Annotated in this window: 23 protein-coding genes; 8 read left to right on the plus strand and 15 right to left on the minus strand. The window is 60.1% G+C overall.

Annotated features, from left to right (window positions below; genetic code table 11):
• Positions 1 to 56: 56 nt before the first annotated feature.
• On the minus strand, positions 57 to 794 hold the full coding sequence (locus ACLD1X_RS07825; RefSeq protein WP_429366820.1) for a substrate-binding periplasmic protein: 738 nt from the start codon (positions 792 to 794) through the stop codon (positions 57 to 59).
• Positions 795 to 1051: 257 nt separating this feature from the next.
• Between ACLD1X_RS07825 and ACLD1X_RS07830 the strand changes: the two genes are divergently transcribed.
• Entirely contained in the window at positions 1052 to 1504 is a 453-nt protein-coding gene (locus ACLD1X_RS07830) for a GNAT family N-acetyltransferase (protein ID WP_429366821.1), read from the plus strand.
• 108 nt (positions 1505 to 1612) lie between these two features.
• Here the strand turns inward: ACLD1X_RS07830 and ACLD1X_RS07835 are convergent, their stop codons facing one another.
• From ACLD1X_RS07835 to ACLD1X_RS07845, 3 genes are read right to left on the minus strand one after another with little or no spacing between them, the layout of a single operon-like run.
• On the minus strand, positions 1613 to 1909 hold the full coding sequence (locus ACLD1X_RS07835; RefSeq protein ID WP_429366822.1) for a winged helix-turn-helix domain-containing protein: 297 nt from the start codon (positions 1907 to 1909) through the stop codon (positions 1613 to 1615).
• Between the two features lie 50 nt (positions 1910 to 1959).
• The gene (locus ACLD1X_RS07840) at positions 1960 to 2466 is read right to left on the minus strand and encodes a M48 metallopeptidase family protein (protein ID WP_429366823.1); all 507 of its coding nucleotides are present in this window, start codon (positions 2464 to 2466) and stop codon (positions 1960 to 1962) included.
• 46 nt (positions 2467 to 2512) lie between these two features.
• Positions 2513 to 4636, minus strand: coding sequence for a putative bifunctional diguanylate cyclase/phosphodiesterase (locus ACLD1X_RS07845; RefSeq protein ID WP_429366824.1), 2124 nt, complete (start codon positions 4634 to 4636; stop codon positions 2513 to 2515).
• 324 nt (positions 4637 to 4960) lie between these two features.
• Between ACLD1X_RS07845 and ACLD1X_RS07850 the strand changes: the two genes are divergently transcribed.
• Positions 4961 to 5629: a polysaccharide lyase family 7 protein gene (locus tag ACLD1X_RS07850; RefSeq protein ID WP_429366825.1), complete on the plus strand. Its 669-nt coding sequence runs from the start codon at positions 4961 to 4963 to the stop codon at positions 5627 to 5629.
• An 803-nt stretch (positions 5630 to 6432) separates the two neighbouring features.
• Here the strand turns inward: ACLD1X_RS07850 and fba are convergent.
• The 6 genes from fba to tkt all read right to left on the minus strand — a co-directional run bounded on the left by fba (position 6433) and on the right by tkt (position 12790).
• Positions 6433 to 7497 (minus strand): class II fructose-bisphosphate aldolase, encoded by a 1065-nt coding sequence (fba, locus tag ACLD1X_RS07855; protein ID WP_007981624.1) that lies wholly within the window; start codon positions 7495 to 7497, stop codon positions 6433 to 6435.
• 252 nt (positions 7498 to 7749) lie between these two features.
• Positions 7750 to 8082, minus strand: a complete 333-nt coding sequence (locus ACLD1X_RS07860; protein WP_429366826.1) for an MliC family protein — start codon at positions 8080 to 8082, stop codon at positions 7750 to 7752.
• A gap of 56 nt (positions 8083 to 8138) precedes the next feature.
• Positions 8139 to 8360: a hypothetical protein gene (locus ACLD1X_RS07865; protein ID WP_008019897.1), complete on the minus strand. Its 222-nt coding sequence runs from the start codon at positions 8358 to 8360 to the stop codon at positions 8139 to 8141.
• A 35-nt stretch (positions 8361 to 8395) separates the two neighbouring features.
• The gene (locus ACLD1X_RS07870) at positions 8396 to 9559 is read right to left on the minus strand and encodes a phosphoglycerate kinase (protein ID WP_429366827.1); all 1164 of its coding nucleotides are present in this window, start codon (positions 9557 to 9559) and stop codon (positions 8396 to 8398) included.
• Positions 9560 to 9583: 24 nt separating this feature from the next.
• Entirely contained in the window at positions 9584 to 10642 is a 1059-nt protein-coding gene (epd, locus tag ACLD1X_RS07875; RefSeq protein ID WP_429366828.1) for an erythrose-4-phosphate dehydrogenase, read from the minus strand.
• A gap of 150 nt (positions 10643 to 10792) precedes the next feature.
• Positions 10793 to 12790: a transketolase gene (tkt, locus tag ACLD1X_RS07880; RefSeq protein WP_429366829.1), complete on the minus strand. Its 1998-nt coding sequence runs from the start codon at positions 12788 to 12790 to the stop codon at positions 10793 to 10795.
• 262 nt (positions 12791 to 13052) lie between these two features.
• On the opposite strand from tkt, the gene ACLD1X_RS07885 reads away from it, so the two are divergent.
• The 4 genes from ACLD1X_RS07885 to ACLD1X_RS07900 all read left to right on the plus strand — a co-directional run bounded on the left by ACLD1X_RS07885 (position 13053) and on the right by ACLD1X_RS07900 (position 17709).
• Positions 13053 to 14048: an ArsR/SmtB family transcription factor gene (locus ACLD1X_RS07885; protein WP_429366830.1), complete on the plus strand. Its 996-nt coding sequence runs from the start codon at positions 13053 to 13055 to the stop codon at positions 14046 to 14048.
• An 18-nt stretch (positions 14049 to 14066) separates the two neighbouring features.
• Complete coding sequence (metK, locus tag ACLD1X_RS07890) at positions 14067 to 15257, plus strand: methionine adenosyltransferase (RefSeq protein WP_429366831.1); 1191 nt, start codon at positions 14067 to 14069, stop codon at positions 15255 to 15257.
• Between the two features lie 279 nt (positions 15258 to 15536).
• Positions 15537 to 17216 (plus strand): NAD-dependent DNA ligase LigB, encoded by a 1680-nt coding sequence (gene ligB / locus ACLD1X_RS07895; RefSeq protein ID WP_429366832.1) that lies wholly within the window; start codon positions 15537 to 15539, stop codon positions 17214 to 17216.
• 97 nt (positions 17217 to 17313) lie between these two features.
• Positions 17314 to 17709 (plus strand): DUF1090 domain-containing protein, encoded by a 396-nt coding sequence (locus ACLD1X_RS07900; protein WP_085716416.1) that lies wholly within the window; start codon positions 17314 to 17316, stop codon positions 17707 to 17709.
• 142 nt (positions 17710 to 17851) lie between these two features.
• On the opposite strand, the gene ACLD1X_RS07905 is transcribed toward ACLD1X_RS07900, so the two are convergent.
• Entirely contained in the window at positions 17852 to 18301 is a 450-nt protein-coding gene (locus ACLD1X_RS07905) for a c-type cytochrome (RefSeq protein ID WP_429366833.1), read from the minus strand.
• Positions 18302 to 18429: 128 nt separating this feature from the next.
• Here ACLD1X_RS07905 and mltA point away from each other — a divergent pair, with 128 nt between their 5' ends.
• Positions 18430 to 19614, plus strand: a complete 1185-nt coding sequence (gene mltA / locus ACLD1X_RS07910; protein WP_429366834.1) for a murein transglycosylase A — start codon at positions 18430 to 18432, stop codon at positions 19612 to 19614.
• 113 nt (positions 19615 to 19727) lie between these two features.
• Here mltA and ACLD1X_RS07915 read toward each other — a convergent pair whose 3' ends face one another.
• Entirely contained in the window at positions 19728 to 20111 is a 384-nt protein-coding gene (locus ACLD1X_RS07915) for an MAPEG family protein (RefSeq protein ID WP_429366835.1), read from the minus strand.
• Positions 20112 to 20160: 49 nt separating this feature from the next.
• On the minus strand, positions 20161 to 20994 hold the full coding sequence (locus ACLD1X_RS07920; protein WP_429366836.1) for an EamA family transporter: 834 nt from the start codon (positions 20992 to 20994) through the stop codon (positions 20161 to 20163).
• Positions 20995 to 21307: 313 nt separating this feature from the next.
• Here ACLD1X_RS07920 and ACLD1X_RS07925 point away from each other — a divergent pair, with 313 nt between their 5' ends.
• A complete protein-coding gene (locus tag ACLD1X_RS07925) occupies positions 21308 to 22477 on the plus strand; it encodes an MFS transporter (protein WP_429366837.1) in 1170 nt (389 codons plus the stop codon).
• Positions 22478 to 22480: 3 nt separating this feature from the next.
• Here the strand turns inward: ACLD1X_RS07925 and ACLD1X_RS07930 are convergent, their stop codons facing one another.
• Positions 22481 to 23377 carry a formate/nitrite transporter family protein gene (locus ACLD1X_RS07930; RefSeq protein ID WP_429366838.1) on the minus strand — a complete coding sequence of 299 codons (897 nt, stop codon included), beginning with the start codon at positions 23375 to 23377 and terminating at the stop codon, positions 22481 to 22483.
• A 153-nt stretch (positions 23378 to 23530) separates the two neighbouring features.
• Positions 23531 to 23932, minus strand: coding sequence for an acyl-CoA thioesterase (locus ACLD1X_RS07935; protein WP_429366839.1), 402 nt, complete (start codon positions 23930 to 23932; stop codon positions 23531 to 23533).
• Positions 23933 to 24028 lie beyond the last annotated feature (96 nt).

Here is a 24028-nt window from a genome sequence, read left to right on the forward strand (position 1 = left end):
TGCGCCGCGCCAAAGATCAACTTATAGCTTGAAGCTTGCGGCTTGAAGCTGCCCCTCTACATCCCATGCTGGCGCATCAACTTGTCATAACTCCCGTCCGCCTTCATGGCCGCGATCTCGCGGTCGAAGCCGGCGACGATCTGCTCATGCTTCGGATTCTTCAGGCTGACCAGAATGTGCAGGCTGTTCTCGCTCAAGGCCTTGGGCAGGAATTCCACGGCATTGCGGACCTTGGGGGACTCACGGGCCAGGTAATAGCGGGCAACGTACTCATCCTCCAGCGTCAGCTTGACCCGGTCGGCCGCGACCATGCGCACGGCCATGGCGAAGCTGTGCACCGGGATTTTCTGCAATGAGTCGTCTTTGTCGAACGCTGGCGAATAGGCGTAACCGCGCACGATGGCAATCGGATACGTGTGCAATTGCTGCAGGTTGTTGAACTCGATGGGGGCATCTTTACGCTTGAGAAAACGGACGCGATTGAGCAGGTACTCGCCGGAGAACTGGCCGAGTGTTGTGCGCTCGTCGTTGTACCAGGCATTGACCAGTACGTCGTACCGGCCCTCACCCAATCCCATCAAGGCCCGTGCCCAGGGCACCTGTTCGAAATCACTGGCATAACCGGCCCTGGCGAGCGCGGTACTGACAATGTCCGTGGCCAATCCACCGTTGACGAGCGTGGAGTCGGTAAAGGGGGGCCAGGCATCAGCGACCAACCGCAGTTTTTCTGCCGCCGCTCCCTGAACCAGCAACAGCAATCCAATCAAAGCAAAAGCTCGATGCAATCGCGGCATGCTAGAAAATCCTTAGCGGGCGGATTGCCCGACGTGTTTTCAGCCAAAACCCCAAGGCCCCGTACCGGCAAGACCCGGGTGCTAAACATTAGCTCATCGAAGCCATAGCACAGCGCTTCGATCCAGATTACACAAAGAAGACATCCACGCGAGAAATGAATGATGGCATTTTGGCCTTTGTCACAGATTCTTCCGCCATAAAGACTTCTGGCGTGAGTGCGCTTAGTATCGGCACGACGTTTTCAGGGAATCAAAACATGACAGTCGACTGGATCTGCAAACACCACAGCGACCTGGGCAAGGAGCAGCTGTACGCCATTTTGCAACTGCGTGCGCAAGTGTTCGTCGTCGAACAGCAATGCGCTTATCAAGATGTGGATGGCCAGGACCTGGAGGGTGACACTTGCCACTTGATGGCCTGGGACAGCAACCAACTGGTAGCCTACCTGCGGCTGCTCGACCCGGAACTGCAAGGCGGGGACGTAGTGATCGGTCGGGTGATCATTGCTCCACACGCACGAGGCGCCGGGCTTGGACATGAGTTGATGGAGCAGGCGTTGACGCAAATTGAAGAACGCTGGCCGGAAACGCCGATCTACCTCTCGGCCCAGGCACACTTGCAGGGGTATTACGGGCGGTACGGGTTTGTCGTGGCGGGCGAGGAATATGTGGAGGATGGCATTCCACACATCGGGATGCGTCGTTCCTGAGGGCCCTTTCGCGAGCAGGCTCGCTCCCACACTGGATTGTGTTCACAGCTCAAACGAACTGTGGGAGCGGGCTTGCCCGCGAAGGCGTCAGCTCAATCACCGCCAAAGTCAGGGATACTCCAGCACCGCCTTGATCTGCCGCAGGTTGCGTTCGATCCACCCGCGATCGATCGCACCCCACTCGCGAATCCGGTAGCACCCCGCATGGTTGCGCGCGCCCTCTTCCTGCTCGAATTCACACACGATATCCAGATCCGCCAACGCCGCGATGGTGTCCTGTGCCGTGCGCCGGGGCATGCCGGTGACATCGGTCAGCGCCGGGACACTGCTGGCCAGCCCGCTGTCGATCAGGTACGCCACATACAACCGGCGATAGAAGCTGCTCTTGGTCTTGCTTACGTCCATCCAACGCTCCTGAAAAATCATCCGACCGCGGCCCGGGCCTGCGGCAGTCACTACGCGCCTGCCGGCGCCGGCAAATCCCGCCACGTCAGGTACACCCGCACATCGAATTCCACCTGGTGATAACCCGGCAGCATGTGCTCGCACAGCTTGTAGAAGGCCTTGTTGTGGTCCGATTCCTTGAAGTGCGCCAGTTCATGCACCACGATCATTTTCAGGAACTCGGCAGGCGCCTCCTTGAACAGCGAAGCGATGCGGATTTCCTTCTTGGCCTTGAGCTTGCCGCCTTGCACCCGGGAGATCGTGGTGTGCAGGCCAAGGGCACGGTGGGTCAGGTCCAGGCGGTTGTCGAACAACACCTTGTCGATGGCCGGAGCATTACGCAGGAACTCCTGCTTGAGGTCCAGGGCATAGGTGTACAGCGCCTTGTCGCTCTGCACCCCGTGCTTTTGCGGGTAACGCTGGCTCAGGTAATCGCCCAGCCGACCGTCGGCGATCAGCTGGTGCACCTGAGCCTGCAAGGTAGCGGGGTAGGCCTGGAGATATTTCAACACGGTCATCGGGGCGGCAATACACATCACTGAAAGTGCCGCCAGTGTAGCGAATTCAGCCAGGCAGCGCGCTCCAGTCAAACGGCTGGACGAACCGTCCGGTGTCCTCGGCCATCATCGGCCGGGCGACCAGGAAGCCTTGCACATATTCACAGCCGTTGGACTTCAGCCATTCATACTGCGCGACGGTCTCCACCCCTTCGGCAATCACCAGCATTCCGAATTGTCTGCACAGGTCGATGACACTGCGCACCAGCGCCGCATCCCGTACCGACTCCGGCAACCGGGCGATCAGATGCCGGTCGATCTTGAGGGTATCCAGCTCCAGGTCGCGCAGGTGCGACAGGGAACACGGCCCGGCCCCGAAGTCATCCAGTGCCACGCGTACGCCCAGATTGCGCAGCAGGCGCAATTGCTTGCGGGTTTCTTCGGGGTTGTGCATCAAGGCATCCTCCGTGACCTCGACTTCCAGATGATGCGGTTGCAAGCCATGGCGCTCCAGTACCTGGCGCAACTCGGTGACCAGGTTGGGCATGCCGAACTGCGTACTGCTCAAACTGACGCCGAGCACCAGGTCCTCGGTAAACAGGGGCTCCCAGGCTTTGCGTTGCCCGGCGCTGCGATGGTAGATCCAGCTGCCCAGGCGACTGATCAGCCGCGCTTCTTCCAGCAGTGGCAAAAACAGCCCCGGGGGGACATCGCCAACGCTCGGATGCTGCCAGCGCAACAGGGCCTCGAAACCGCGAATCCGCCCGTCGGCAATCGCAACCTGAGGTTGATACACCAGATTGAAATCCCGGTTCTCGATGGCTGTTCGCACACTTTCTTCCAGCATCAACCGCGAGCGCGCGCGGCCGTTCATTTCGTGATCGTAGAAGCGATACTGCTGGCGCCCGGCACGCTTGGCTTCGTACATGGCGATGTCGGCCGCGCGCAGCATCCCGTCGAGATTGGCCCCACAATCGGGGAATGTGGCGATGCCGATGCTGGCACCCAGGGCGATATCGAGGCCGTCGATCTGCTGACAGATCGACACTCGCTCGATGAGTTTCTCGGCAATCTTCGCCGCCTGCTCGGGGAACTCCAGATCCAGCAGCGCAGTGAATTCGTCGCCGCCCATCCGCGCCAGAATGTCGAAGGGCCGCAAGCAGGCCTTCAACTGTTCAGAGACCCAGCGCAGCACCCGATCGCCAGCATCGTGCCCGAGCGAATCATTGACGCGCTTGAAGCCGTCGAGGTCCAGGTACATCAAGACCCAGGCGCTGTCGGAACGCTCACCGCGCAACAACAGGTTCTCTACGGTCTGGTAGAAACCCCGGCGGTTGAGCAACCCGGTCAGCGGGTCGGTGACCGCCTGAAACTCCAGTTGCTGATGCAGATGACGCACCACCGACATGTCCAGCACGGTCACTACCATCGCATGTTGCTCGGCAGGCAACGGCGCGCAGGACAAGGCCACCGGCACCTGCTGGCCGGGTGCCGTACGCAGCAGGGCATCGTGCAGGCGCAGGGTTTCGCCACGCTTGTATCCGGCCAGCAACTCGGAATCGGCCCAGATCGGGATATGTGGTTTTTGCAGGTAGTCCAGGAACTCCTTGCCTTGCAGTTCCTGCACCGTGGCATTGAGCAACCGCGAGATCGCCGGATTGGCAAAACGAATCAGACCGTCCTCACCCAATACCAGAATGCCTTCGGCAGCGTTATCCAGCACCGACGCATTAAAGGCTCGAGCGGATTCCAGATCATGACTCAGGCGCTGCAAGGCCCGGCGGTTACGCTGGTGTTCGAGCAACGCCTGGACCTTGGGCGTGAAGATCTGTGGGTCGAACGGTTTGAACAGATAATCCACCGCACCGCTGGCGTAGCCCTTGATCACCGCGTCCATGGACTGTTCGTTGGCGGTCAGGAAAATGATCGGCGTGAGACGGGTCCGCTGGCTTCCGCGCATCAGGCGCGCCACTTCAAAACCGTCCATGCCCGGCATCTGCACGTCCAGCAGCACCAGGTCGATATCGTGTTCAAGTAACAGGCCAAGGGCCTCGAAGCCCGAGGCGGCTGTGATGACCCGCCAGTCCTGGCGCTGTAACAACGCGCGCATGCTGATCAGGTTTTCAGGGTAATCGTCGACGACTAAAAGGGTTGAGTTGCCTTCTACTGGCGTGGGTTGCGCGCATTCCATGCTGCTTCTCTTATTGCGGGGCGTCAGGCCGGTTTCTCGTGAAAACCGGACAAATACTGTGCTTTCACTCTAGACCCGGTTCTGCAAAAGCAGAAGGTGTCAGTGAGCCATCATTTAATCATTGTGTCTTTTTACCGACTAACGGTCGATGGTCCAGGCTGATGAAAACCGGGAAAGATGGCATTTCGACAGGATGTTGACGCCAGCCACCCGTCAGACGGGCGTTAACAAAATCTCCCGCTACGCTTATAAAGGCCGCCCCCAAAGGTGCGCGCTAGAGCTTCTGGCACGTCCGTGCAGCATGAATCAAGTGGAAGAACCGACATGATCGATCTTGCAACCTGGAACCTCAGCGTCCCCGTCGGCAGCCCGCCGTACACCGTCGAAACCTCCAAGCTGGTGAATGGTTTCAAGGATCAATACTTCCATTCCGACACCGGTACGTTGTTTTTCTGGTCGCCCGTAACCGGCTCCCGTACCGAAAACGCGATTTATCCGCGCACCGAACTGCGTGAAACCTACAGCAACGGCACACTGAAAAACTGGTACTACCCGGACGCCGACAACTTGTTGCATGCAACGCTGGCCGTTAACCAGGTGCCGAGTTCCGGGAAAATCGTCATCGGCCAGATCCATGCCTTTCAAAGCCAGAAACCGCTGGTGAAGGTCGAATACCAATACAAGACAGGTACAGCCACCGGCAACATCGTCGCCAAAGTCCGAATGCATCCCGATGACGATACGGGCCGGGTGATCGTCGTGGCGACAGGGGTGAAACTCGATCAGGAGTTCAACTATCTCATTCACCTCAGCCCCGGCGGCGCCTTGGGCATCAGCGCGGCCGGCTATCAATGGGATACACAGATCAGCGCCACCTGGCGCGAAAAACCGCTGTACTTCAAGGCCGGGGTCTACGTGCAGGACAACACCGGGTACACCTCTGAAGGCGGGAAGGTGACTTTCAGCAGGCTGGATATCGATCACAACAAGTAGCGAAACCCATTCAAACATAGCAATAAGGGGGAGAGCGTTAAACTCTGCCCCCTCCTATAAAATACTCAAGACAACAAAACCATCTTAATTCCTCACTAAAAATATCAACATTTAGTTATTTCTGAAAAACAGCGAAATGGGCAGACAGATTTTTACCTTCTCGTCACTGCCATCTATCTTTAACACGCACGAAAGGTCAATCTCCCACTGCAGTTATTCAACCCCCCTTGCATTATGCTTATCGGCCAAGTTGTATCGGTTTTTACGGTATTGTTGATTTCTCGTGAAGCCTCCAGTTCCGGCTTTTCAGGGTGTGTGCCCGGAGCACGGCACTCAACATTCGTTCTGCACAGGAAAATGTCAGATTCGTTTTTTGATTTAGTAAGGTCGCTGAGAAGCCTGCATGTCTTGGCGGCACTACTTGCATCCCACAGCGATTTACATTCAGGATCGTTATCGGCGAAAGCGGAACTATGTATTGGCAACATTAGAGCTACCACTATCAGATTCGATTTTAGAAAATTCATGTTTCATACCCCACAAAAATGCGATTTAACAACGCAATAAAAAAGGGAGCAGATTCGTCACTCCGATCTTTCTTTGAAGGTAATAAATAGCACTTGTAAAATCACCTGTTAGAAATACTAGTTTTTAATAACATTTAGCAATAGCCACTAGCACCTTCTAAACATGAGGTGAAACTTTATTTCAAATTGATAAATTTTCCTGTTTCACGGCTGGTATATAGGTAAAAAAAACCCGCCTCTCGGCGGGTTTTTCATGCGACTCAAACGCTGAAGGGCTTAGTTGACCTTGGCGTTCAACTCACCTTTCAGGTAACGCTGATACATGCCTTCCAGGGAGATCGCCTTGATCTTCGAAGCGTTGCCGGCAGTACCGAAGGCTTCGTAGCGAGCGATGCACACGTCGCGCATGGCGGTCACGGTGGCGCCGAAGAATTTACGCGGGTCGAATTCGCTCGGGTTGGTGGCCATCAGGCGACGCATTGCGCCAGTGGATGCCAGGCGCAGGTCGGTGTCGATGTTGACCTTGCGCACGCCGTGCTTGATGCCTTCAACGATTTCTTCAACCGGTACGCCGTAGGTTTCCTTGATGTCGCCGCCGTACTGGTTGATGATCGCCAGCCACTCTTGCGGAACCGAAGACGAACCGTGCATCACCAGGTGAGTGTTCGGAATGCGCTTGTGGATTTCCTTGATGCGGTCGATCGCCAGCACGTCGCCGGTAGGCGGCTTGGTGAACTTGTAGGCGCCGTGGCTGGTGCCGATGGCGATGGCCAGGGCATCAACCTGAGTGCGTTTTACGAAGTCAGCGGCTTCTTCCGGATCGGTCAGCATCTGGCTGTGATCCAGAACGCCTTCGGCGCCGATGCCGTCTTCTTCACCGGCCATGCCGGTTTCCAGCGAACCCAGGCAGCCCAGCTCGCCTTCTACCGAAACGCCGCAGGCGTGAGCCATGGCCACGGTCTGCTGGGTGACACGGACGTTGTAGTCGTAGTCGGTCGGGGTCTTGCCGTCTTCACCCAGGGAGCCGTCCATCATCACCGAGCTGAAGCCCAGCTGGATGGAGCGCTGGCAGACGTCAGGGCTGGTGCCGTGGTCCTGGTGCATGCACACCGGGATGTGCGGGAATTCTTCGATGGCTGCCAGGATCAGGTGACGCAGGAACGGTGCACCGGCGTATTTGCGAGCACCGGCCGAAGCCTGGACGATCACCGGGGAGTCAGTCTTGTCAGCGGCTTCCATGATGGCGCGCATCTGCTCAAGGTTGTTGACGTTGAAGGCTGGAACGCCGTAGCCGAACTCGGCTGCGTGGTCCAGCATCTGGCGCATGCTGATAAGTGCCATTGTGTGTGTCTCTCCCGGTTGAGGGTCGTTAATCGTGCCAGCCTGCCGGAGCGGCGGCGGCTATTCAAGTTATTGCAGATCGGGGGTTAAGCCCGGGCTGCGAATTGGGTGTTGCAAAATCTCAAGAGCTGCATGGAACCCTTGTGGGAGCGAGCCTGCTCGCGAATGCGGTCTTACACTCAACAAAACTGTCGACGGATATACCGTATTCGCGAGCAGGCTCGCTCCCACATTAATTCCGAGGTGTGTCAGTTATTGCGCCTTGCAACCACGGCCAATCAAATCATTGGTGGCGACCCAGTAAACCAGGCCTTCCTCACCTTTTATGTGAAACGCCAGCATGTCATTGCTGTACAGCGAACCCGATGCACCCGGTTCCTGCTTCAAGCGATAGACCTGATCGCCACCGCCCAGGCGCACATCTACTTCCTTGCGGCTGTCGTCGGTGTAACGCCACAGCACCTTGGCCTGACTGTCGCAGGTCCAGGTGGTCCAGTTATCCACAGGTGCGGACGACTGGAACAGGTTCAACTGAGCACAACCGGCCAACAGCGCCAGCGCCGTAACGGCGATAAAACCTTTCATCCGTGTCCCTCGGCTGACGGCGCACGCCGCCAGCCCTGAGTAAAGAGTCAGACCCGTCAAGGGCAGCCATGTTCCTTGGCGGGTGCCTGGGTTTCATACTTGTCCAGGCCCTCGGGCCCGGAGCGCTTGTTGAGCACCGGGTTGGTTTCCGCCTGCCAGTCCGCCTGATAACAGCCGTTGCGCGATGCCGGCGCCTCAGGCTCCGGCGTGGCTTTCGGGCTGCTCCCGCAAGCCGCCAGTGAACCGGCGACGATCAACAGCGCTAGCGTCTTGACCATGTCAACACTCCCTTGCCTGGTCAAACGGGCGACCCTCAGGCCTTGGCCCGGCTTTCCAGGACTTCAACGGCCGGCAGAACCTTGCCTTCGACGAATTCGAGGAACGCACCGCCACCGGTAGAAATGTAGGAGATCTGCTCGGCCACGCCATATTTGTCGATGGCGGCCAGGGTGTCGCCACCGCCGGCAATGGAGAACGCAGCGCTGTCGGCGATGGCCTGGGCCAGCACTTTGGTGCCGTTGCCGAATTGATCGAATTCGAATACGCCAACCGGACCGTTCCACAGAATGGTTTTCGACGATTTCAGCAGCTCGGCGAAATTCGCGGCGGTCTGCGGGCCGATGTCGAGGATCATGTCGTCGGCAGCGACGTCAGCGATCAGCTTGACGGTTGCAGCGGCGCTTTCAGCGAATTCCTTGGCAACCACCACGTCCACCGGCAGCGGCACGCTGACTTTGGCGGCGATGGCGCGCGCCGTGTCGAGCAGGTCCGGCTCGTACAGCGACTTGCCGACCGGGTGACCGGCAGCGGCCAGGAAGGTGTTGGCAATGCCGCCGCCGACGATCAACTGGTCGCAGATCTGGCTCAGGCTGTTCAGTACGTCAAGTTTGGTCGATACCTTGGAGCCGGCAACAATGGCAGCCATCGGCTTGGCCGGAGCGCCCAGGGCCTTGCCCAATGCGTCCAGCTCGGCAGCCAGCAGCGGGCCGGCAGCAGCGACTTTGGCGAACTTGGCCACGCCGTGGGTCGAACCCTCGGCACGGTGAGCGGTGCCGAAGGCGTCCATCACGAACACGTCGCACAGGGCAGCGTATTGCTTGGCCAGCTCATCGGCGTTCTTCTTCTCGCCTTTGTTGAAGCGCACGTTTTCGAACAGCACGATGTCGCCAGCCTTGACGTCAACACCGCCCAGGTAATCGGCCACCAGCGGCACTTCACGGCCCAGGGCACGGCTCAGGTAGTCGGCGACTGGCTTGAGGCTGTTCTCGGCCGAGAACTCGCCTTCGGTCGGACGGCCAAGGTGCGAGCAGACCATCACGGCCGCGCCTTTTTCCAGGGCCAGCTTGATGGTCGGCAGCGAGGCCAGGATACGCGCATCGCTGGTGACAACACCGTCCTTGACTGGGACGTTGAGGTCTTCGCGGATCAATACGCGCTTACCTTGCAGATCGAGGTCGGACATCTTCAACACGGTCATGGGTCGCATTTCCTGGGTAGCTGTTTAGAGAGCAGTTTTTTTGGATGAAGCTATTTGCAGATAGTGGTCTGCAACGTCGAGCATTCGGTTGGCAAAACCCCATTCGTTGTCGAACCAGGCCAGGATGTTCACCAGCCGCGGGCCGGAAACGCGGGTCTGACTGGCATCGACAATCGCCGAATGTGGGTCATGGTTGAAATCACAGCTGGCATGGGGCAGCTCGGTGTAGGCCAGCAGGCCCTTGAGCGGGCCGCTGGTGGCGGCTTCGCGCAGGATCCGGTTGACCTCTGTGGCGTCGGTCGCGGTGGCGGTCTGCATCGTGATATCGAGGCAGGACACGTTGACCGTCGGCACCCGTACGGCTTTGGCCTGAATTCGTCCGGCAAGTTCCGGCAACAGGCGTTCAATGCCACGCGCCAGTCCGGTAGACACCGGGATCACCGACTGGAACGCCGAACGGGTGCGGCGCAGGTCTTCGTGGTGATAGGCATCGATGACCGGCTGATCGTTCATCGCCGAGTGGATGGTGGTGATCGACACGTATTCCAGGCCAATGGCCTGATTCAGCAGGCGCAGCAGCGGCACGCCGCAGTTGGTCGTGCAGGACGCATTGGACACCAGCAACTCGTCGCCGGTCAGGCAATCCTGGTTCACGCCATAGACGATGGTCGCGTCGACGTCCGTCTCGCTGGCCATCGGCTGGGAAAACAACACACGCGGGGCGCCGGCGTCGAGGAAACGCTGGCCGTCTTCGCGAGTGTGATAAGCACCGGAGCACTCGAGCACCAGATCGATGCCCAGGGACGCCCAATCGATGCCCTCGGGGGTGGCACTGCGCAGGACCTTCACGCAGTCACCATTGATATGCAGACAATCGCCGTCGACCTTCACTTCACCGGGGAACCGGCCATGGGTGGAGTCGAAGCGTGTCAGGTATTCGATACTGGCCATGTCGGCCAGGTCGTTGATCGCGACAATCTCGAACCCGGCCTTGTCGCCTCGCTCGAACAACGCACGCAAGACGCAACGACCAATCCGGCCGTAGCCGTTGAGTGCAACTTTGTAGGGACGCGGTTGGGGCATGGGGTTCTCGATTACCGTGGTGAATCTGTCATTGCAGCGTTGACCGAACCACCGCCTTCGCGAGCAAGCCCGCTCCCACAGGGAAATGCATTCCTATGTGGGAGCGGGCTTGCTCGCGAAGGCGGCAGCCCGGACGACGCAACTTCTGGATCAGTCTTCCAGCAGCTCTTCAGCCTGACCCAGGATGTTTTCCAGGGTGAAGCCGAACTCTTCGAACAAGGCCGACGCAGGCGCCGACTCGCCGTAGGTGGTCATGCCGATCACGCGGCCTTCCAGGCCCACGTACTTGTACCAGTAGTCGGCATGGGAAGCTTCGATGGCGATACGGGCGCTGACCTGCAACGGCAGGACCGATTGCTTGTAGCCGGCGTCCTGGGCATCGAACACGCTGGTGCATGGCATGGAAACCACACGTACCTTGCGGCCTTGCTCGGTCAGCTTGTCGAAGGCCTGAACGGCCAGGCCGACTTCCGAACCGGTGGCGATCAGGATCAGCTCAGGCTCACCCGCGCAGTCTTTCAGCACATAGCCACCACGGCTGATGTCGGCGATCTGGCCGGCATCACGGGTTTGGTGCGCAAGGTTCTGACGCGAGAAGATCAGGGCCGAAGGACCGTCCTTGCGCTCCAGTGCGTACTTCCAGCACACCGCCGATTCAACGGCGTCGGCTGGACGCCAGGTATCGAGGTTTGGCGTGCAACGCAGGCTGGCCAGTTGCTCGATTGGCTGGTGAGTCGGGCCGTCTTCGCCCAGACCGATGGAGTCGTGGGTGTAGACGTGGATCACGCGCTGCTTCATCAGGGCCGACATGCGCACCGCGTTGCGGGCGTATTCCATGAACATCAGGAAGGTCGCGCCGTAAGGCACCAGGCCGCCGTGCAGGGCAACGCCGTTCATGATCGCGGTCATGCCGAACTCGCGCACGCCGTAGTACATGTAGTTGCCGCTGGCGTCTTCAGCGGTGACGCCTTTGCAACCTTTCCACAGAGTCAGGTTGGAACCGGCCAGGTCAGCCGAACCGCCGAGGAATTCAGGCAGCAGCGGGCCAAATGCGTTCAGGGCATTCTGGCTGGCTTTACGGCTGGCGATGGTTTCGCCCTTGGCAGCCACTTCGGCGATGTAGGCCGAGGCCTTTTCGCTGAAGTCAGCTGGCAGGTCACCGCTCAGACGACGCACCAGTTCGTTGGCTTCGGCAGGGAATGCGGCGGAGTAGGCAGCGAAACGCTGGTCCCACTCGGCTTCGACAGCTTTACCGGCTTCCTTGGCGTCCCACTCGGCGTAGATATCGGCCGGGATTTCGAACGGACCGTGGTTCCATTTCAGCGCCGCACGGGTCAGGGCGATTTCCGCGTCACCCAGCGGGGCGCCGTGGCAATCTTCCTTGCCTTGCTTGTTCGGCGAACCGAAGCCGATGGTGGTCTTGCAGCAGATCAGGGTTGGCTGCGCGCTTTTGCGTGCAGTTTCGATCGCCGTCTTGATCTCTTCCGGGTCGTGACCGTCGACATTGCGGATCACTTGCCAGTTGTAGGACTCAAAACGCTTCGGCGTGTCGTCGGTGAACCAGCCTTCGACTTCGCCGTCGATGGAGATGCCGTTGTCATCGTAGAAGGCAATCAGCTTGCCCAGGCCCAGGGTACCGGCCAGGGAAGCGACTTCGTGGGAAATGCCTTCCATCATGCAGCCATCACCCAGGAATACATAGGTGTGGTGGTCGACGATGTTGTGGCCAGGACGGTTGAACTGCGCCGCCATGACTTTTTCAGCCAGGGCAAAACCCACGGCGTTGGCCAGGCCTTGACCCAGTGGACCGGTGGTGGTTTCCACGCCCGGGGTGTAGCCGAGTTCCGGGTGGCCCGGGGTGCGGCTGTGCAGTTGACGGAACTGCTTCAGGTCATCGATCGACAGGTCGTAGCCGGTCAGGTGCAGCAGCGAGTAGATCAGCATCGAGCCGTGGCCGTTGGACAGCACGAAGCGGTCACGGTCGGCGAACGATGGATTGCTCGGGTTGTGCTTGAGGTAGTCGCGCCAAAGTACCTCGGCGATATCCGCCATACCCATTGGGGCACCGGGATGGCCGCTGTTGGCTTTTTGCACGGCATCCATGCTGAGGGCACGAATGGCGTTGGCACGCTCACGACGGCTAGGCATCGCTGTTCTCCTGGGGGACTTGAATAAAACGAATCGGAAAAAAGGCGAGCATTTTCCCTCACCGGGCCGCCTCGGGGCAATGACAGATAGTCATCTGGAGGCGTTTTTCCAATGGATAACGACGTATTAACGTGATGAAACCTTTCTGCTCCGGCTTTGTTGACCGAACCTAACGCCAGGAAGTGCCATCTATCGAGCAATATCAAAACTTTTTGATATTGCTCTTGCGATGCCTTCGACCCGTGACTAGACTGCCGGCCTTATGAATTTACGCGTGCCCTCCATTCAACATGACGATTGCGATGAGCTGGCGGCCTTGTGCAAGGCTGGCGGCGATCCCCTGCGGTTGAATGTTTTGCGCGCACTGGCCAACGACTCGTTCGGCGTGCTGGAACTGGCGCAGATCTTCGGCATCGGCCAGTCAGGCATGAGCCACCACCTCAAGGTGCTGGCCCAGGCCGGCCTGGTGGCAACGCGCCGCGAAGGCAACGCGATTTTCTACCGTCGCGCCCTGCCCCACACCGATCTGCTGGGTGGCAAATTGCACGCAGCCCTGCTCGAAGAAGTGGACAACCTGACGCTGCCGACCGACGTACAGTCGCGCATCGCCCAGGTCCATGGGCAACGCGCGGCCGCGAGCCAGGACTTTTTCTCACGGGTAGCGGAGAAGTTTCGCGCCCAGCAAGACTTGATCGCCGGACTGCCGCAATACCGCGAAAGCGTGGTGGCCCTGCTCGACAAGTTGAGCTTCGACAAAGATGCCACGGCCATTGAAGTCGGCCCCGGCGATGGCGCATTCCTGCCGGAACTGGCGCGCCGCTTCTCGCAAGTCACGGCGCTGGATAACAGCACCGCGATGCTCGAACTGGCGCGCCAGGTCTGCGAACGCGACAAGCTGACTAACGTTAGCCTGCAATTGGCCGATGCATTGAACGGCGTCAGCCTCAAGGCCGATTGCGTGGTACTGAACATGGTGCTGCACCATTTTGCCGCGCCGGCCGATGCGCTCAAGCACATGGCCCACTTGCTGCAACCAGGCGGTAGCCTGTTAGTGACAGAGTTATGTAGCCACAACCAGAGTTGGGCCAAGGAGGCCTGCGGTGATCTCTGGCTGGGGTTTGAACAGGACGATTTGGCCCGTTGGGCCACCGCTGCGGGACTCGCTCCCGGGGAAAGCCTCTATGTAGGCTTACGCAATGGTTTCCAGATCCAGGTCCGCCATTTTCAGCGACCGGCTGGCGACACTCACCATCGGTAAATTCAGGAAAACATCGAGATGAGCGAATACTCCCTCTTCACCTCCGAGTCCGTGTCTGAAGGGCATCCGGACAAAATCGCCGACCAGATTTCCGATGCAGTGCTGGACGCCATCATTGCCCAGGACAAACACGCTCGCGTAGCCGTGGAAACCCTGGTCAAGACCGGCGTGGCCATCGTAGCCGGTGAAGTGACCACCAGCGCCTGGGTCGACCTGGAGCAGATCGTTCGTGATGTGATTTGCGATATCGGCTACACCAGCTCCGACGTCGGCTTCGACGGCGCCACTTGCGGCGTGATGAACATCATCGGCAAGCAGTCCCCTGACATCAACCAGGGCGTTGACCGTGCCAAGCCTGAAGATCAGGGCGCCGGCGACCAGGGCCTGATGTTCGGCTACGCCAGCAACGAAACCGACGTGCTGATGCCAGCACCGATCACTTTCTCGCACCAGCTGGTACAGCGCCAGGCCGAGGCCCGTAAATCCGGCCTGCTGCCTTGGCTGCGTCCGGATGCCAAGTCCCAGGTCACCTGCCGTTACGAAGGCGGCAAGGTTGTCGGTATCGACGCGGTAGTCCTGTCGACCCAGCACAACCCTGAAGTCTCGTACAAAGACCTGCGCGAAGCCGTGATGGAGCTGATCGTCAAGCACGCGCTGCCTGCCGAGCTGCTGAGCAAGGACACCCAGTTCCACATCAACCCGACCGGCCAGTTCATCATCGGCGGCCCGGTGGGTGACTGCGGCCTGACCGGTCGCAAGATCATCGTCGACAGCTACGGCGGCATGGCCCGTCACGGCGGTGGCGCGTTCTCCGGTAAAGATCCATCGAAGGTTGACCGTTCGGCGGCCTACGCCGGTCGTTACGTGGCCAAGAACATCGTTGCCGCAGGCCTGGCCGAGCGCTGCGAGATTCAGGTGTCCTACGCCATTGGCGTTGCCCAGCCGACTTCGATCTCGCTGAACACCTTCGGCACCGGCAAGATCAGCGATGACAAGATCATCAAGCTGGTCCGCGAAGTGTTCGACCTGCGTCCATACGCGATCACCACCATGCTCGACCTGCTGCACCCGATGTATCAGGAAACCGCTGCGTACGGCCACTTCGGTCGCACCCCGGAGACCAAGACCGTTGGCGAAGACACCTTCTCCACGTTCACCTGGGAAAAAACCGACCGCGCCGACGCCCTGCGCGCTGCTGCCGGCCTGTAAGACTCCCCCGCAACACCCGAAGCCCCGCACGGTTCGCGCCCTGCGGGGCTTTTCATTGGCATTCGCTTTACACCGTATCGCGACCTTCGCGGGCAAGCCCGCTCCCACAGGGTTATGAGTGGGTCAGATGATTTGTGAGCACCACCGCTTACTGTGGGAGCGGGCTTGCCCGCGAAGAGGCCCGCCCAGTCACCAGTAACACTCAGTAAAAACCCCGCCCGCCATGCCAACCGATACTGACCTAGCCTTCACCCACCTCACCGAGCAAGGACGCTCAAGATGCTTCCCGACCTGCGCCTGTTTTTCGCCTCGCTACTGGCCCTTGCCCACCTGACCACCAGCGCCGCCGACTGCCCCGACTGGCCACCCGAACGCGCCCTGAACGAAGTCGGCAAGCTGCAACAGCAAATCGACCTCTGGGACGACAGCTATCACCGTCTGGGGCGCTCACTGGTCGCCGATGAACTCTATGACCAGTCCCGCGTGCGACTCACCCAATGGCGCCAGTGCTTCAACCTGACCCCGTCCGCCGACCCTTTGCGCACCGCACGCGGCACACTGCCCCACCCCATCGTCCACACCGGCCTGGACAAACTGCACGATCGCCCCGCCGTCGAAAAGTGGCTGCATGGCCGGGTGGACGTCTGGGCCCAGCCTAAAATTGATGGCGTGGCGGTGACCCTGGTCTACCGCAACGGTCTGTTGGCCCAGGCCATCAGCCGTGGCGACGGCGAAAGCGGAAAGGACTGGACGGCTCCGGCACGGCAGATTCCGGGCATCCCGCAACGCCTGGCGCAGAACCGGGACCTGCTCGTGCAAGGCGAACTGTATTGGCGCCTGACCGACCATGTGCAGGCCCGGGCCGGCAGCCTCAATGCTCGCGGCACGGTGGCAGGCCTGATGGCGCGCAAGGTCTTGAGCCCCGAACTGGCCGCCGAAATCGATCTGTTTGTCTGGGATTGGCCCCAAGGGCCGGGGAGCGTGCCCGAACGTGCCGCGGCACTGAGTGCACTGGGCTTCCCGAGCACCACGGCATACAGCCAGCCAATCACCTCCGTCATCGAGGCCGAACGCTGGCGTGAACACTGGTACCGCTCCCCCCTGCCCTTTGCCAGCGACGGCATCGTCCTGCGCCAGAACCAGCGCCCGGCCGCCGAACGCTGGCAGGCCAGGTCACCCTACTGGGCCATCGCCTGGAAATACCCTTTCGCCCAGGCGCTGGCCGAGGTCCGCCAGGTTGATTTCAGGATCGGCCGGACCGGGCGGATCACTCCGGTACTTGAACTGACCCCGTTGACGCTCGATGACCGGCAGATCAAACGCGTCAGTGTCAGCTCGTTGCAACGCTGGCAGGCACTGGACATACGTCCTGGCGATCAGGTCGCCATCAGCCTGGCCGGGCTCACCATTCCCAGACTCGACGGCGTTGTGTTGCGCAGCAGCGAGCGCGCCGAATTGAACGCGCCACTGGCAACAGATTTTCATTTTTTGAGTTGTTGGCAACCGACTCCTGGCTGTGAGAGCCAGTTTCTTGCGCGCCTGACCTGGCTCAGCGGCAAACAGGGTCTGGCCTTGCCCAATGTGGGTCCGGGCACTTGGGAAAAACTTCTTGCAACAGGTCGCCTCAATGGCCTGCTGGATTGGTTGACCCTCGACGCCCAAGAGCTTGCTACTATTGACGGTTTCGGCGAGCGCAGCGCGACTCGCCTTGCAGACAGCTTTAACCTGGCCCGACAGCGCCCGTTCGTGCACTGGCTCAAAGCCCTGGGAATGCCGCCGACAGGTCGGATGCCTCTTGGCGATGCATGGCAAGCACTGGCGCAGCGAGACATCGAACAATGGCGGACCGAGACCGGGATCGGGCCAGGGCGCGCGGCGCAACTGAACGCTTTTTTTCGCGATCCGCAGGTCCTGGCCTTGATTGAGACGTTACGTGATGCGGGGATTGACGGCTTTTAACTGCCAGCCCTGTGCCCAGCGGGAACCCCAAGGGGATCGCCGGGCTCCAACAAGCCATCGCCACACCGGCCCGCTTGCTTTCCTACATGGAGCTTTTATGAAATTTCTTTCACCGCTCGCCCTGTTGACCCTTTGCAGCGTGCTGGCCACCCCGTTGATGGCGGACGAGGAAGCACCGGGGCTGACCGGTTGCGCCGCCAAGAAGCAAGGTATCGTAAACCAGATCGAACTGGCCAAGGTACACGGCAACGCCGACCAGCAGGCAGGCCTGGAAAAAGCCCTGAGCGAAGTCGAAGCGAACTGCACCGACGCCTCGCTGAAGAAGGAACGGGAAAACAAGGTGCTCGACGCCAGGCACGAAGTCAGCAAGCGTCAGGCGGACCTCGACAAGGCCATGAGCAAAGGCGACCCCGACAAGATCAACAAGCGCAAAGACAAACTGGCCGATGCCCGCAAGGAATTGCAGGATGCATTGGATGAGCTGGATAAGTAATCACTGGTAACGAACAGAGATCTTCGGTGTTGCCGAAGCAGCCTTCGCGAGCAAGCCCGCTCCCACAGGGAATTTGTGCCACACCACACATCCCCTGTGGGAGCGGGCTTGCTCGCGAAGACGTCAGACCGTGCAACGCCTATCAATGATCCCGAAACGCCTTATGACACGCACTGCAGGCATCTTCGACTTTCTGCACCGCCGGCCCCAGGTTGCTGGCCTTGTAGGGCTGAACCTGGCTGGCGATCACCAATTCACCGGTAGCGGACTCAAGGTCACGGGCCATGCCCTGGAAGCGCGCCTGCTGTTCCCAGACATCGCTCTTGGCGCTGGTGTGATCTTCCTCGCGGACCTGCGGAAAATGTTGCCACGGCTCACGGGACAGCGCATCGAGCTTCACCGCGCCCTCGGCGAACTTCGGGCCGTCGAACGGAATGCGCCCACGCAGCATGCCACCCAGGTCTTCGCCAGTCTTGAGCATCTGTTTGAAAATGCTCTTGCGCTGACCCAGCGGCGAGTTGGGGTCGACGCCGCCACAAGCGGACAACGTCAGGCAGGCCAGCAATACAACGGAAAGTCTTTTGAGAGTCATGGTGGCTTCAGGTCACGGGAAACGGCGGCCAGTATCCTCGCGTCATCGACAAAGACCAATAGCCCTATTATCAATAAGGGTTGTTTGAGCGCATGGAGCGCCCAGGCAACCGGCAAAGGAATCACTCCATGAACAGCCGTTTCAAGGCATGGCGTCACAGCCTGGCCTGGACCCTGCCGATGGTGGCCCTGCTTGCAGGCTGCACCGGTGGTGACAATAAACAACCGAAAACCCATGCCCTGGCCACCTACTCCAGTGCCACATGGGAAGCGCTGCCGGCGGTGTCCGACAACGACCTAGTCGCCGGCTTCGGTTCGTGGCGCAGCGCCTGCACCCGGCTCAAGGCCGACCCGGTTTGGGGTGGCACCTGCGCAGCGGCTGCCAACGTGCCGCAAACCGCTGGCGATATTCGCGGTTTTCTCAAGCAGAACCTCGATGTCTATGGCTTGCGCGCCGCCAATGACAACCCCAACGGCTTGATCACCGGCTATTACGAACCGGTCTATCCCGGCAGCCTGACCCAGACCGGCACTGCCAATGTCCCGGTCTATGGCGTGCCCGAAGACATGATCGTCGTCGCCCTCGACAGCATTTACCCCGAGCTCAAGGGCAAACGCCTGCGCGGTCGACTCGAAGGTCGCGTACTCAAGCCATACGACGATGCAGCAACCATCGAAAGCAAGGGGGTCAAGGCGCCGGTCGTGGCCTGGCTGACCGATCCGATGAACCTGCAGTTCCTGCAAATCCAGGGCTCGGGTCGTATCCAGCTCGACAATGGTCGCCAGTTGCGTATTGCCTACGCCGACCAGAACGGCCATCCGTATCGACCGATCGGCCGCTGGCTGGTGGAACAGGGCGAGTTGAAAAAAGAAGACGTGACCATGGGTGCCATCAGCACCTGGGCCAAGGCCAATCCGACGCGGATTCCCGAACTGCTAGGCAGCAACCCAAGCTACGTATTCTTCACCCGCAACCCGGACAGCAACGAAGGCCCGCGCGGCTCGCTGAACGTACCCTTGACCGCCGGTTACAGCGCGGCGGTGGATCGCAAGGTGATTCCGCTGGGCAGCCTGTTGTGGCTGTCCACCACCCGGCCGGATGGCACCGCCCTGGTTCGCCCCGTGGCAGCACAGGACACCGGCGGCGCCATTGCCGGCGAAGTGCGTGCAGATCTGTTCTGGGGCACCGGCGATGCGGCCGGGCAACTGGCCGGGGACATGAAACAACAGGGGCAGATCTGGATGCTTTGGCCCAAGGGTGCTGCACTGCCGCAAGTGCCGCAGGTGGCTGATGCGCAGAAGACCACCCCTTAAGTGCTGTTTCGCCTGTTAGATAGCTTTCGCGAGCAAGCCCGCTCCCACAGGTTTTACACTACCCATGTGGGAGCGGGCTTGCTCGCGAAGGGGCCCTCACAGGCGGTAAAAACTCAGACTGACACGACGAAGAAGGCCGTAATCAACGCAATCCCCACGAACCACACCAGCGACCGCAGCGTCGCCCAGTCCGCCAGGTAGCAAATGATGTAGAGCAGGCGGCTGGTAATGAACAACACGGCCAGCACATTGATCGTCACAAGTTCGGCATTGCCGGCCAGATGCGCCACGATCACTGCGGCAGCGAATGCCGGGATCACTTCAAAACTGTTCAGTTGCGCAGCATTCGCCCGCCTGCCGACGCCTTCCAGATTGTCGAGAAAGTCCCGAGGGTCATGATTGTCCTTGAGCCTGAACCCGCCACTGAGCTTGGCGATCCACGTGCACACGTACGGCAGGAAAATCGCGATCAAAATGCACCACAGAGCCACCGTCATAACGCCGTCCTTTCTTCAGGTTTCAGAGTGTCGAATTCCATCGGGGCGATCAAAACTTCATCACCAGTATGCCGACCAGTACCAGCCCGCAAGCCAGGAGCCGTGGCCGGCCGAAGGGCTCCTTCAAGTAGCGCATGCCAAACAGCACCACCAGAATCACACTGATCTCGCGCAGCGCCGCAGCCTCGGCAATCGAACCCATCTGCATCGCCCACAGCACCAAAGCGTAGCTGAACAACACGCAGAACCCGACCGCCAGGCCCAGCCGCCATTGCTCGCGCCAGAACAACTTGAATGCCGGACGCTTGCGTACCCAGGCCAGCAACGGAAACGGCCAGGCGCTCAGTAACGTGACCCAGACCAGGTAATCCAGCGGATGGGACCAGCGCCGCAACGCCTGGCCATCGATGTAGGTGTAGCAACCGATGCACAGGCCGATCAACGCCACCACCGGCAACATCGACCACGGCAAACGCGCACCGCCACCGCCCTGCCAGAGCAGGCACAACATGCCGAACGGAATCAGCAGGATTCCGAAAATCTGCTGATGGGTCAGCACCTCTCCGGCAAAGATCAGCGTCAGCGCCAGCACCACCAGCGGTGACAGACCACGCATCAGCGGATACACCAGCCCGAGGTCGCCAACCCGATAGGCCTGGATCAGCAAATAGCGATAGAGCAGCTCGAATGCCGCCGATGCCAGGATCCACGGCCAGATCTCCAGCGGCGGCACGGCCAGGAACGGCAACATCAGCGCGACAAAGAGCAGCGCCACGCTGTCCATGCAGGCCACCACCAACAGCCGCTCCGCGCTGAACTTGATCAGGGTATTCCACGCCGCATGCAACAGCGCCGCCACCAACACCAACGCCGTTGCAAGCACGGCCTACTCCTTATGTTGTCTCCACGATCCTTGTAGGAGCGAGCTCGCGAAAAACGTCAGGGCAACGCGTTCAAGCAGTAAGCACGCGTCTTCGTTCACGTCCATCGCGAGCGAGCTCGCTCCTACGGGGGCTCAGCGGAGAATTGATTCGCCATATGTCAGTGGCTGTTTATACTGCAAGCGACCACGCCGCACTCAGTTGCGCACAGACTAATTCCAAAAAAAATCCTGCCCGACCTGTTCTCGTCGAGAACGGTCGTCGGCCTGCGTATGCCTGATCACAGCGTCAAGACTACCGACAGAGACCTTGCGCATGCCACTCGCTTTACTTGACCTCGCTGTTGCCGCCTTCGGCATCGGCACCACCGAATTCGTCATCATGGGCCTGTTGCCCGACGTCGCCCGCGACCTCGGCGTGAGCATTCCCGATGCCGGCCTGCTGATCACCGGCTATGCCCTGGGCGTGGTGTTCGGCGCACCGGTCCTCGCCGTCGGCACCGCCAACATGCCGCGCAAGGCCACCTTGTTGGGCATGACACTGATGTTCATCCTCGGCAACATGCTCTGCGCGCTGGCGCCGAACTATGCCACGCTGATGGCCGCGCGAGTGATCACCGCACTGTGCCACGGCGCATTTTTCGGCATTGGTTCGGTGGTGGCCGCCGGGCTTGTTGCCCCCAACAAACGGGCGCAGGCGATTGCCATGATGTTCACCGGCCTGACCCTGGCCAACGTGCTCGGTGTGCCACTGGGCACCGCACTCGGGCAATACGCAGGTTGGCGCTCGACGTTCTGGGCGGTATCGGTGATCGGTGTGCTGGCCGCGATTGCGCAATGGGTCTGGCTGCCAAAAAACATCGCGATGGACAAGGCCAACTTGGCCAGCGAGTTCAAGGTGCTGGGCAAAGCCAACGTACTGCTGGCCCTGGGCATGAGCGTGCTGGCCTCCACCAGCCTGTTCAGCGTGTTTACCTATATCGCGCCGATCCTGCAGGACATCACCGGCGTCAGCCCCCACGGCGTCACCCTCATGCTGCTGTTGTTCGGCGTTGGCTTGACCGCCGGCAGCATGCTCGGCGGTCGCCTGGCGGACAGCCGTTTGCTGCCCTCGCTGGTGGGCATGGCGCTGGCGGTGCTGGTGGTGCTGGCGGCATTCACGCAAACCAGCCATTCGGTGATCCCCGCGGCCATCACACTGGTGTTGTGGGGAACGTTTGCCTTCGCCCTGTGCCCGATCCTGCAACTGCTGATCATCGATCAGGCCCATGAAGCACCGAACCTGGGCTCGACCTTGAACCAGAGCGCCTTCAACCTCGGCAACGCCGCCGGGGCATGGATTGGCGGACTGGTGGTGGCCAGCGGCGCGGATCTGGCGGACTTGCCGTGGACCGGTGCGCTGGTCAGCGGGCTGACCGTATCGACCGCACTGTTCTTCATCTATCGCCAACGGCGCAGTGCGGCTGTGCCTGATGTGGCGGGTTGAGCATCAACCTGATGGTTTTTTGATCTTCTGCGGATCAGGTGCTTCGCCCTGTTCCGCTGGTTTTTTCGGCGGCCCGCTTTCACTGCGAATCTGCGCATGACTGATCAGCGCGAAAATGAAACTGCCGCCGATGATGTTCCCCGCCAGTGTCGGACCGGCGAACACCAGCCAGAAGTCCTGCCACGGCAGCTCACCGGCAAACACCAGATACGACACCTCGGCCGCCCCCACCACGATGTGGGTGAAATCCCCAAGCGCCATGAGGTAGGTGATGAGGATGATGATCCACACCTTGGCGCTTTCCATCGATGGAATCATCCAGACCATGGTGGCGATCATCCAGCCTGAAACGATGCCCTTGGCGAACATCGGGCCCGGGGGGTTTTCCATGACCTTGCGGCCGATATCGAGGAAGGCGACATCGGTCTTGCTGTCGAAAATAGGCAGCTCCAGCATCACGTACGCCACCAGCAAGGTGCCACAGAGGTTGCCGACCAGCACCACGGTCCACAGCCGTAGCAATCGACCGAAATTAGCCAGCGTCGGCTTGGTCATCACTGGCAGGACAGCCGTCAGGGTGTTTTCGGTGAACAATTGCTGACGGGCCAGGATCACCGCGAGAAAACCGGCGCAATAACCGAAACTGGCAATGACCTTGAATCCTTCGCCGTCCGGCAGGCGCGAGTTGAGCAGCCCCATGCCCATCAACGACAGGCCCATGGTCAACCCCGCTGCCAGCGCCGACCACCACAGCGCGGCGATGCTGCGCTCCAGCTCCTGGTCGCCCTGGGTCCGAATGATCTCGTGCAACACCGCCGCTCGGGGCGGCTGGCTCTTTTCGACTTCGTGCTTTTCTTCAGCCGAAAGGTTCGGGGTCTTGCCTTCTGTTGACGTAGTCATGGCGCGAACACCGGTGGCGGGGCATCTAGCTATGACCTGTGCAGCGGGGATTCCGTTCTGTAGGAGCGAGCATGCTCGCGATGGACTTGAGAGCACCACTGGGTGTCAGGTGCCCAGTGTTATCGTTAACGACCATCGCGAGCAGGCTCGCTCCTACACGCCGGCGTCATCCTTGAACTGGTCCTTGACGTACTTGATCTCGGTCCGGCCATGAGGTGCCGGCAAGCCGTCTTCACCCAGGTTCACGAACACCATTTTTTCAACGGTGAGGATGCTCTTGCGGGTGATCTTGTTGCGCACTTCACACGTCAGGGTGATCGAGGTGCGGCCGAATTCGGTAGCCGTGATGCCCAGTTCGATGATGTCGCCCTGGCGCGAGGCGCTGACGAAGTTGATTTCGGAAATGTACTTGGTCACTACTCGCTGGTTGCCCAACTGGACGATGGCGTAGATCGCCGCCTCTTCGTCGATCCAGCGCAGCAGGCTGCCGCCGAACAAAGTGCCGTTGGGATTGAGGTCTTCGGGTTTTACCCATTTGCGGGTGTGGAAATTCATATGCACTCCTGACCATCTTGCCGATTGTTCCCCGGCATCATGGCAGAGCCCGGGCTAGAGCTCTATCAAGCTTCGACTATGGTCGCGATTACCGTT

Origin of the sequence: Pseudomonas sp. 18173 (genome assembly GCF_050432945.1) — a bacterium.
Lineage (GTDB): Bacteria > Pseudomonadota > Gammaproteobacteria > Pseudomonadales > Pseudomonadaceae > Aquipseudomonas.

What these genes read in the sequence shown, in the direction of transcription:
- ACLD1X_RS07825 (WP_429366820.1), bottom strand. Translation starts at nt 794, where the DNA reads ATGCCGCGATTGCATCGAGCTTTTGCTTTGATTGGATTGCTGTTGCTG.
- ACLD1X_RS07830 (WP_429366821.1), top strand. Translation starts at nt 1,052, where the DNA reads ATGACAGTCGACTGGATCTGCAAACACCACAGCGACCTGGGCAAGGAG.
- ACLD1X_RS07835 (WP_429366822.1), bottom strand. Translation starts at nt 1,909, where the DNA reads ATGGACGTAAGCAAGACCAAGAGCAGCTTCTATCGCCGGTTGTATGTG.
- ACLD1X_RS07840 (WP_429366823.1), bottom strand. Translation starts at nt 2,466, where the DNA reads ATGACCGTGTTGAAATATCTCCAGGCCTACCCCGCTACCTTGCAGGCT.
- ACLD1X_RS07845 (WP_429366824.1), bottom strand. Translation starts at nt 4,636, where the DNA reads ATGGAATGCGCGCAACCCACGCCAGTAGAAGGCAACTCAACCCTTTTA.
- ACLD1X_RS07850 (WP_429366825.1), top strand. Translation starts at nt 4,961, where the DNA reads ATGATCGATCTTGCAACCTGGAACCTCAGCGTCCCCGTCGGCAGCCCG.
- fba (WP_007981624.1), bottom strand. Translation starts at nt 7,497, where the DNA reads ATGGCACTTATCAGCATGCGCCAGATGCTGGACCACGCAGCCGAGTTC.
- ACLD1X_RS07860 (WP_429366826.1), bottom strand. Translation starts at nt 8,082, where the DNA reads ATGAAAGGTTTTATCGCCGTTACGGCGCTGGCGCTGTTGGCCGGTTGT.
- ACLD1X_RS07865 (WP_008019897.1), bottom strand. Translation starts at nt 8,360, where the DNA reads ATGGTCAAGACGCTAGCGCTGTTGATCGTCGCCGGTTCACTGGCGGCT.
- ACLD1X_RS07870 (WP_429366827.1), bottom strand. Translation starts at nt 9,559, where the DNA reads ATGACCGTGTTGAAGATGTCCGACCTCGATCTGCAAGGTAAGCGCGTA.
- epd (WP_429366828.1), bottom strand. Translation starts at nt 10,642, where the DNA reads ATGCCCCAACCGCGTCCCTACAAAGTTGCACTCAACGGCTACGGCCGG.
- tkt (WP_429366829.1), bottom strand. Translation starts at nt 12,790, where the DNA reads ATGCCTAGCCGTCGTGAGCGTGCCAACGCCATTCGTGCCCTCAGCATG.
- ACLD1X_RS07885 (WP_429366830.1), top strand. Translation starts at nt 13,053, where the DNA reads ATGAATTTACGCGTGCCCTCCATTCAACATGACGATTGCGATGAGCTG.
- metK (WP_429366831.1), top strand. Translation starts at nt 14,067, where the DNA reads ATGAGCGAATACTCCCTCTTCACCTCCGAGTCCGTGTCTGAAGGGCAT.
- ligB (WP_429366832.1), top strand. Translation starts at nt 15,537, where the DNA reads ATGCTTCCCGACCTGCGCCTGTTTTTCGCCTCGCTACTGGCCCTTGCC.
- ACLD1X_RS07900 (WP_085716416.1), top strand. Translation starts at nt 17,314, where the DNA reads ATGAAATTTCTTTCACCGCTCGCCCTGTTGACCCTTTGCAGCGTGCTG.
- ACLD1X_RS07905 (WP_429366833.1), bottom strand. Translation starts at nt 18,301, where the DNA reads ATGACTCTCAAAAGACTTTCCGTTGTATTGCTGGCCTGCCTGACGTTG.
- mltA (WP_429366834.1), top strand. Translation starts at nt 18,430, where the DNA reads ATGAACAGCCGTTTCAAGGCATGGCGTCACAGCCTGGCCTGGACCCTG.
- ACLD1X_RS07915 (WP_429366835.1), bottom strand. Translation starts at nt 20,111, where the DNA reads ATGACGGTGGCTCTGTGGTGCATTTTGATCGCGATTTTCCTGCCGTAC.
- ACLD1X_RS07925 (WP_429366837.1), top strand. Translation starts at nt 21,308, where the DNA reads ATGCCACTCGCTTTACTTGACCTCGCTGTTGCCGCCTTCGGCATCGGC.
- ACLD1X_RS07930 (WP_429366838.1), bottom strand. Translation starts at nt 23,377, where the DNA reads ATGACTACGTCAACAGAAGGCAAGACCCCGAACCTTTCGGCTGAAGAA.
- ACLD1X_RS07935 (WP_429366839.1), bottom strand. Translation starts at nt 23,932, where the DNA reads ATGAATTTCCACACCCGCAAATGGGTAAAACCCGAAGACCTCAATCCC.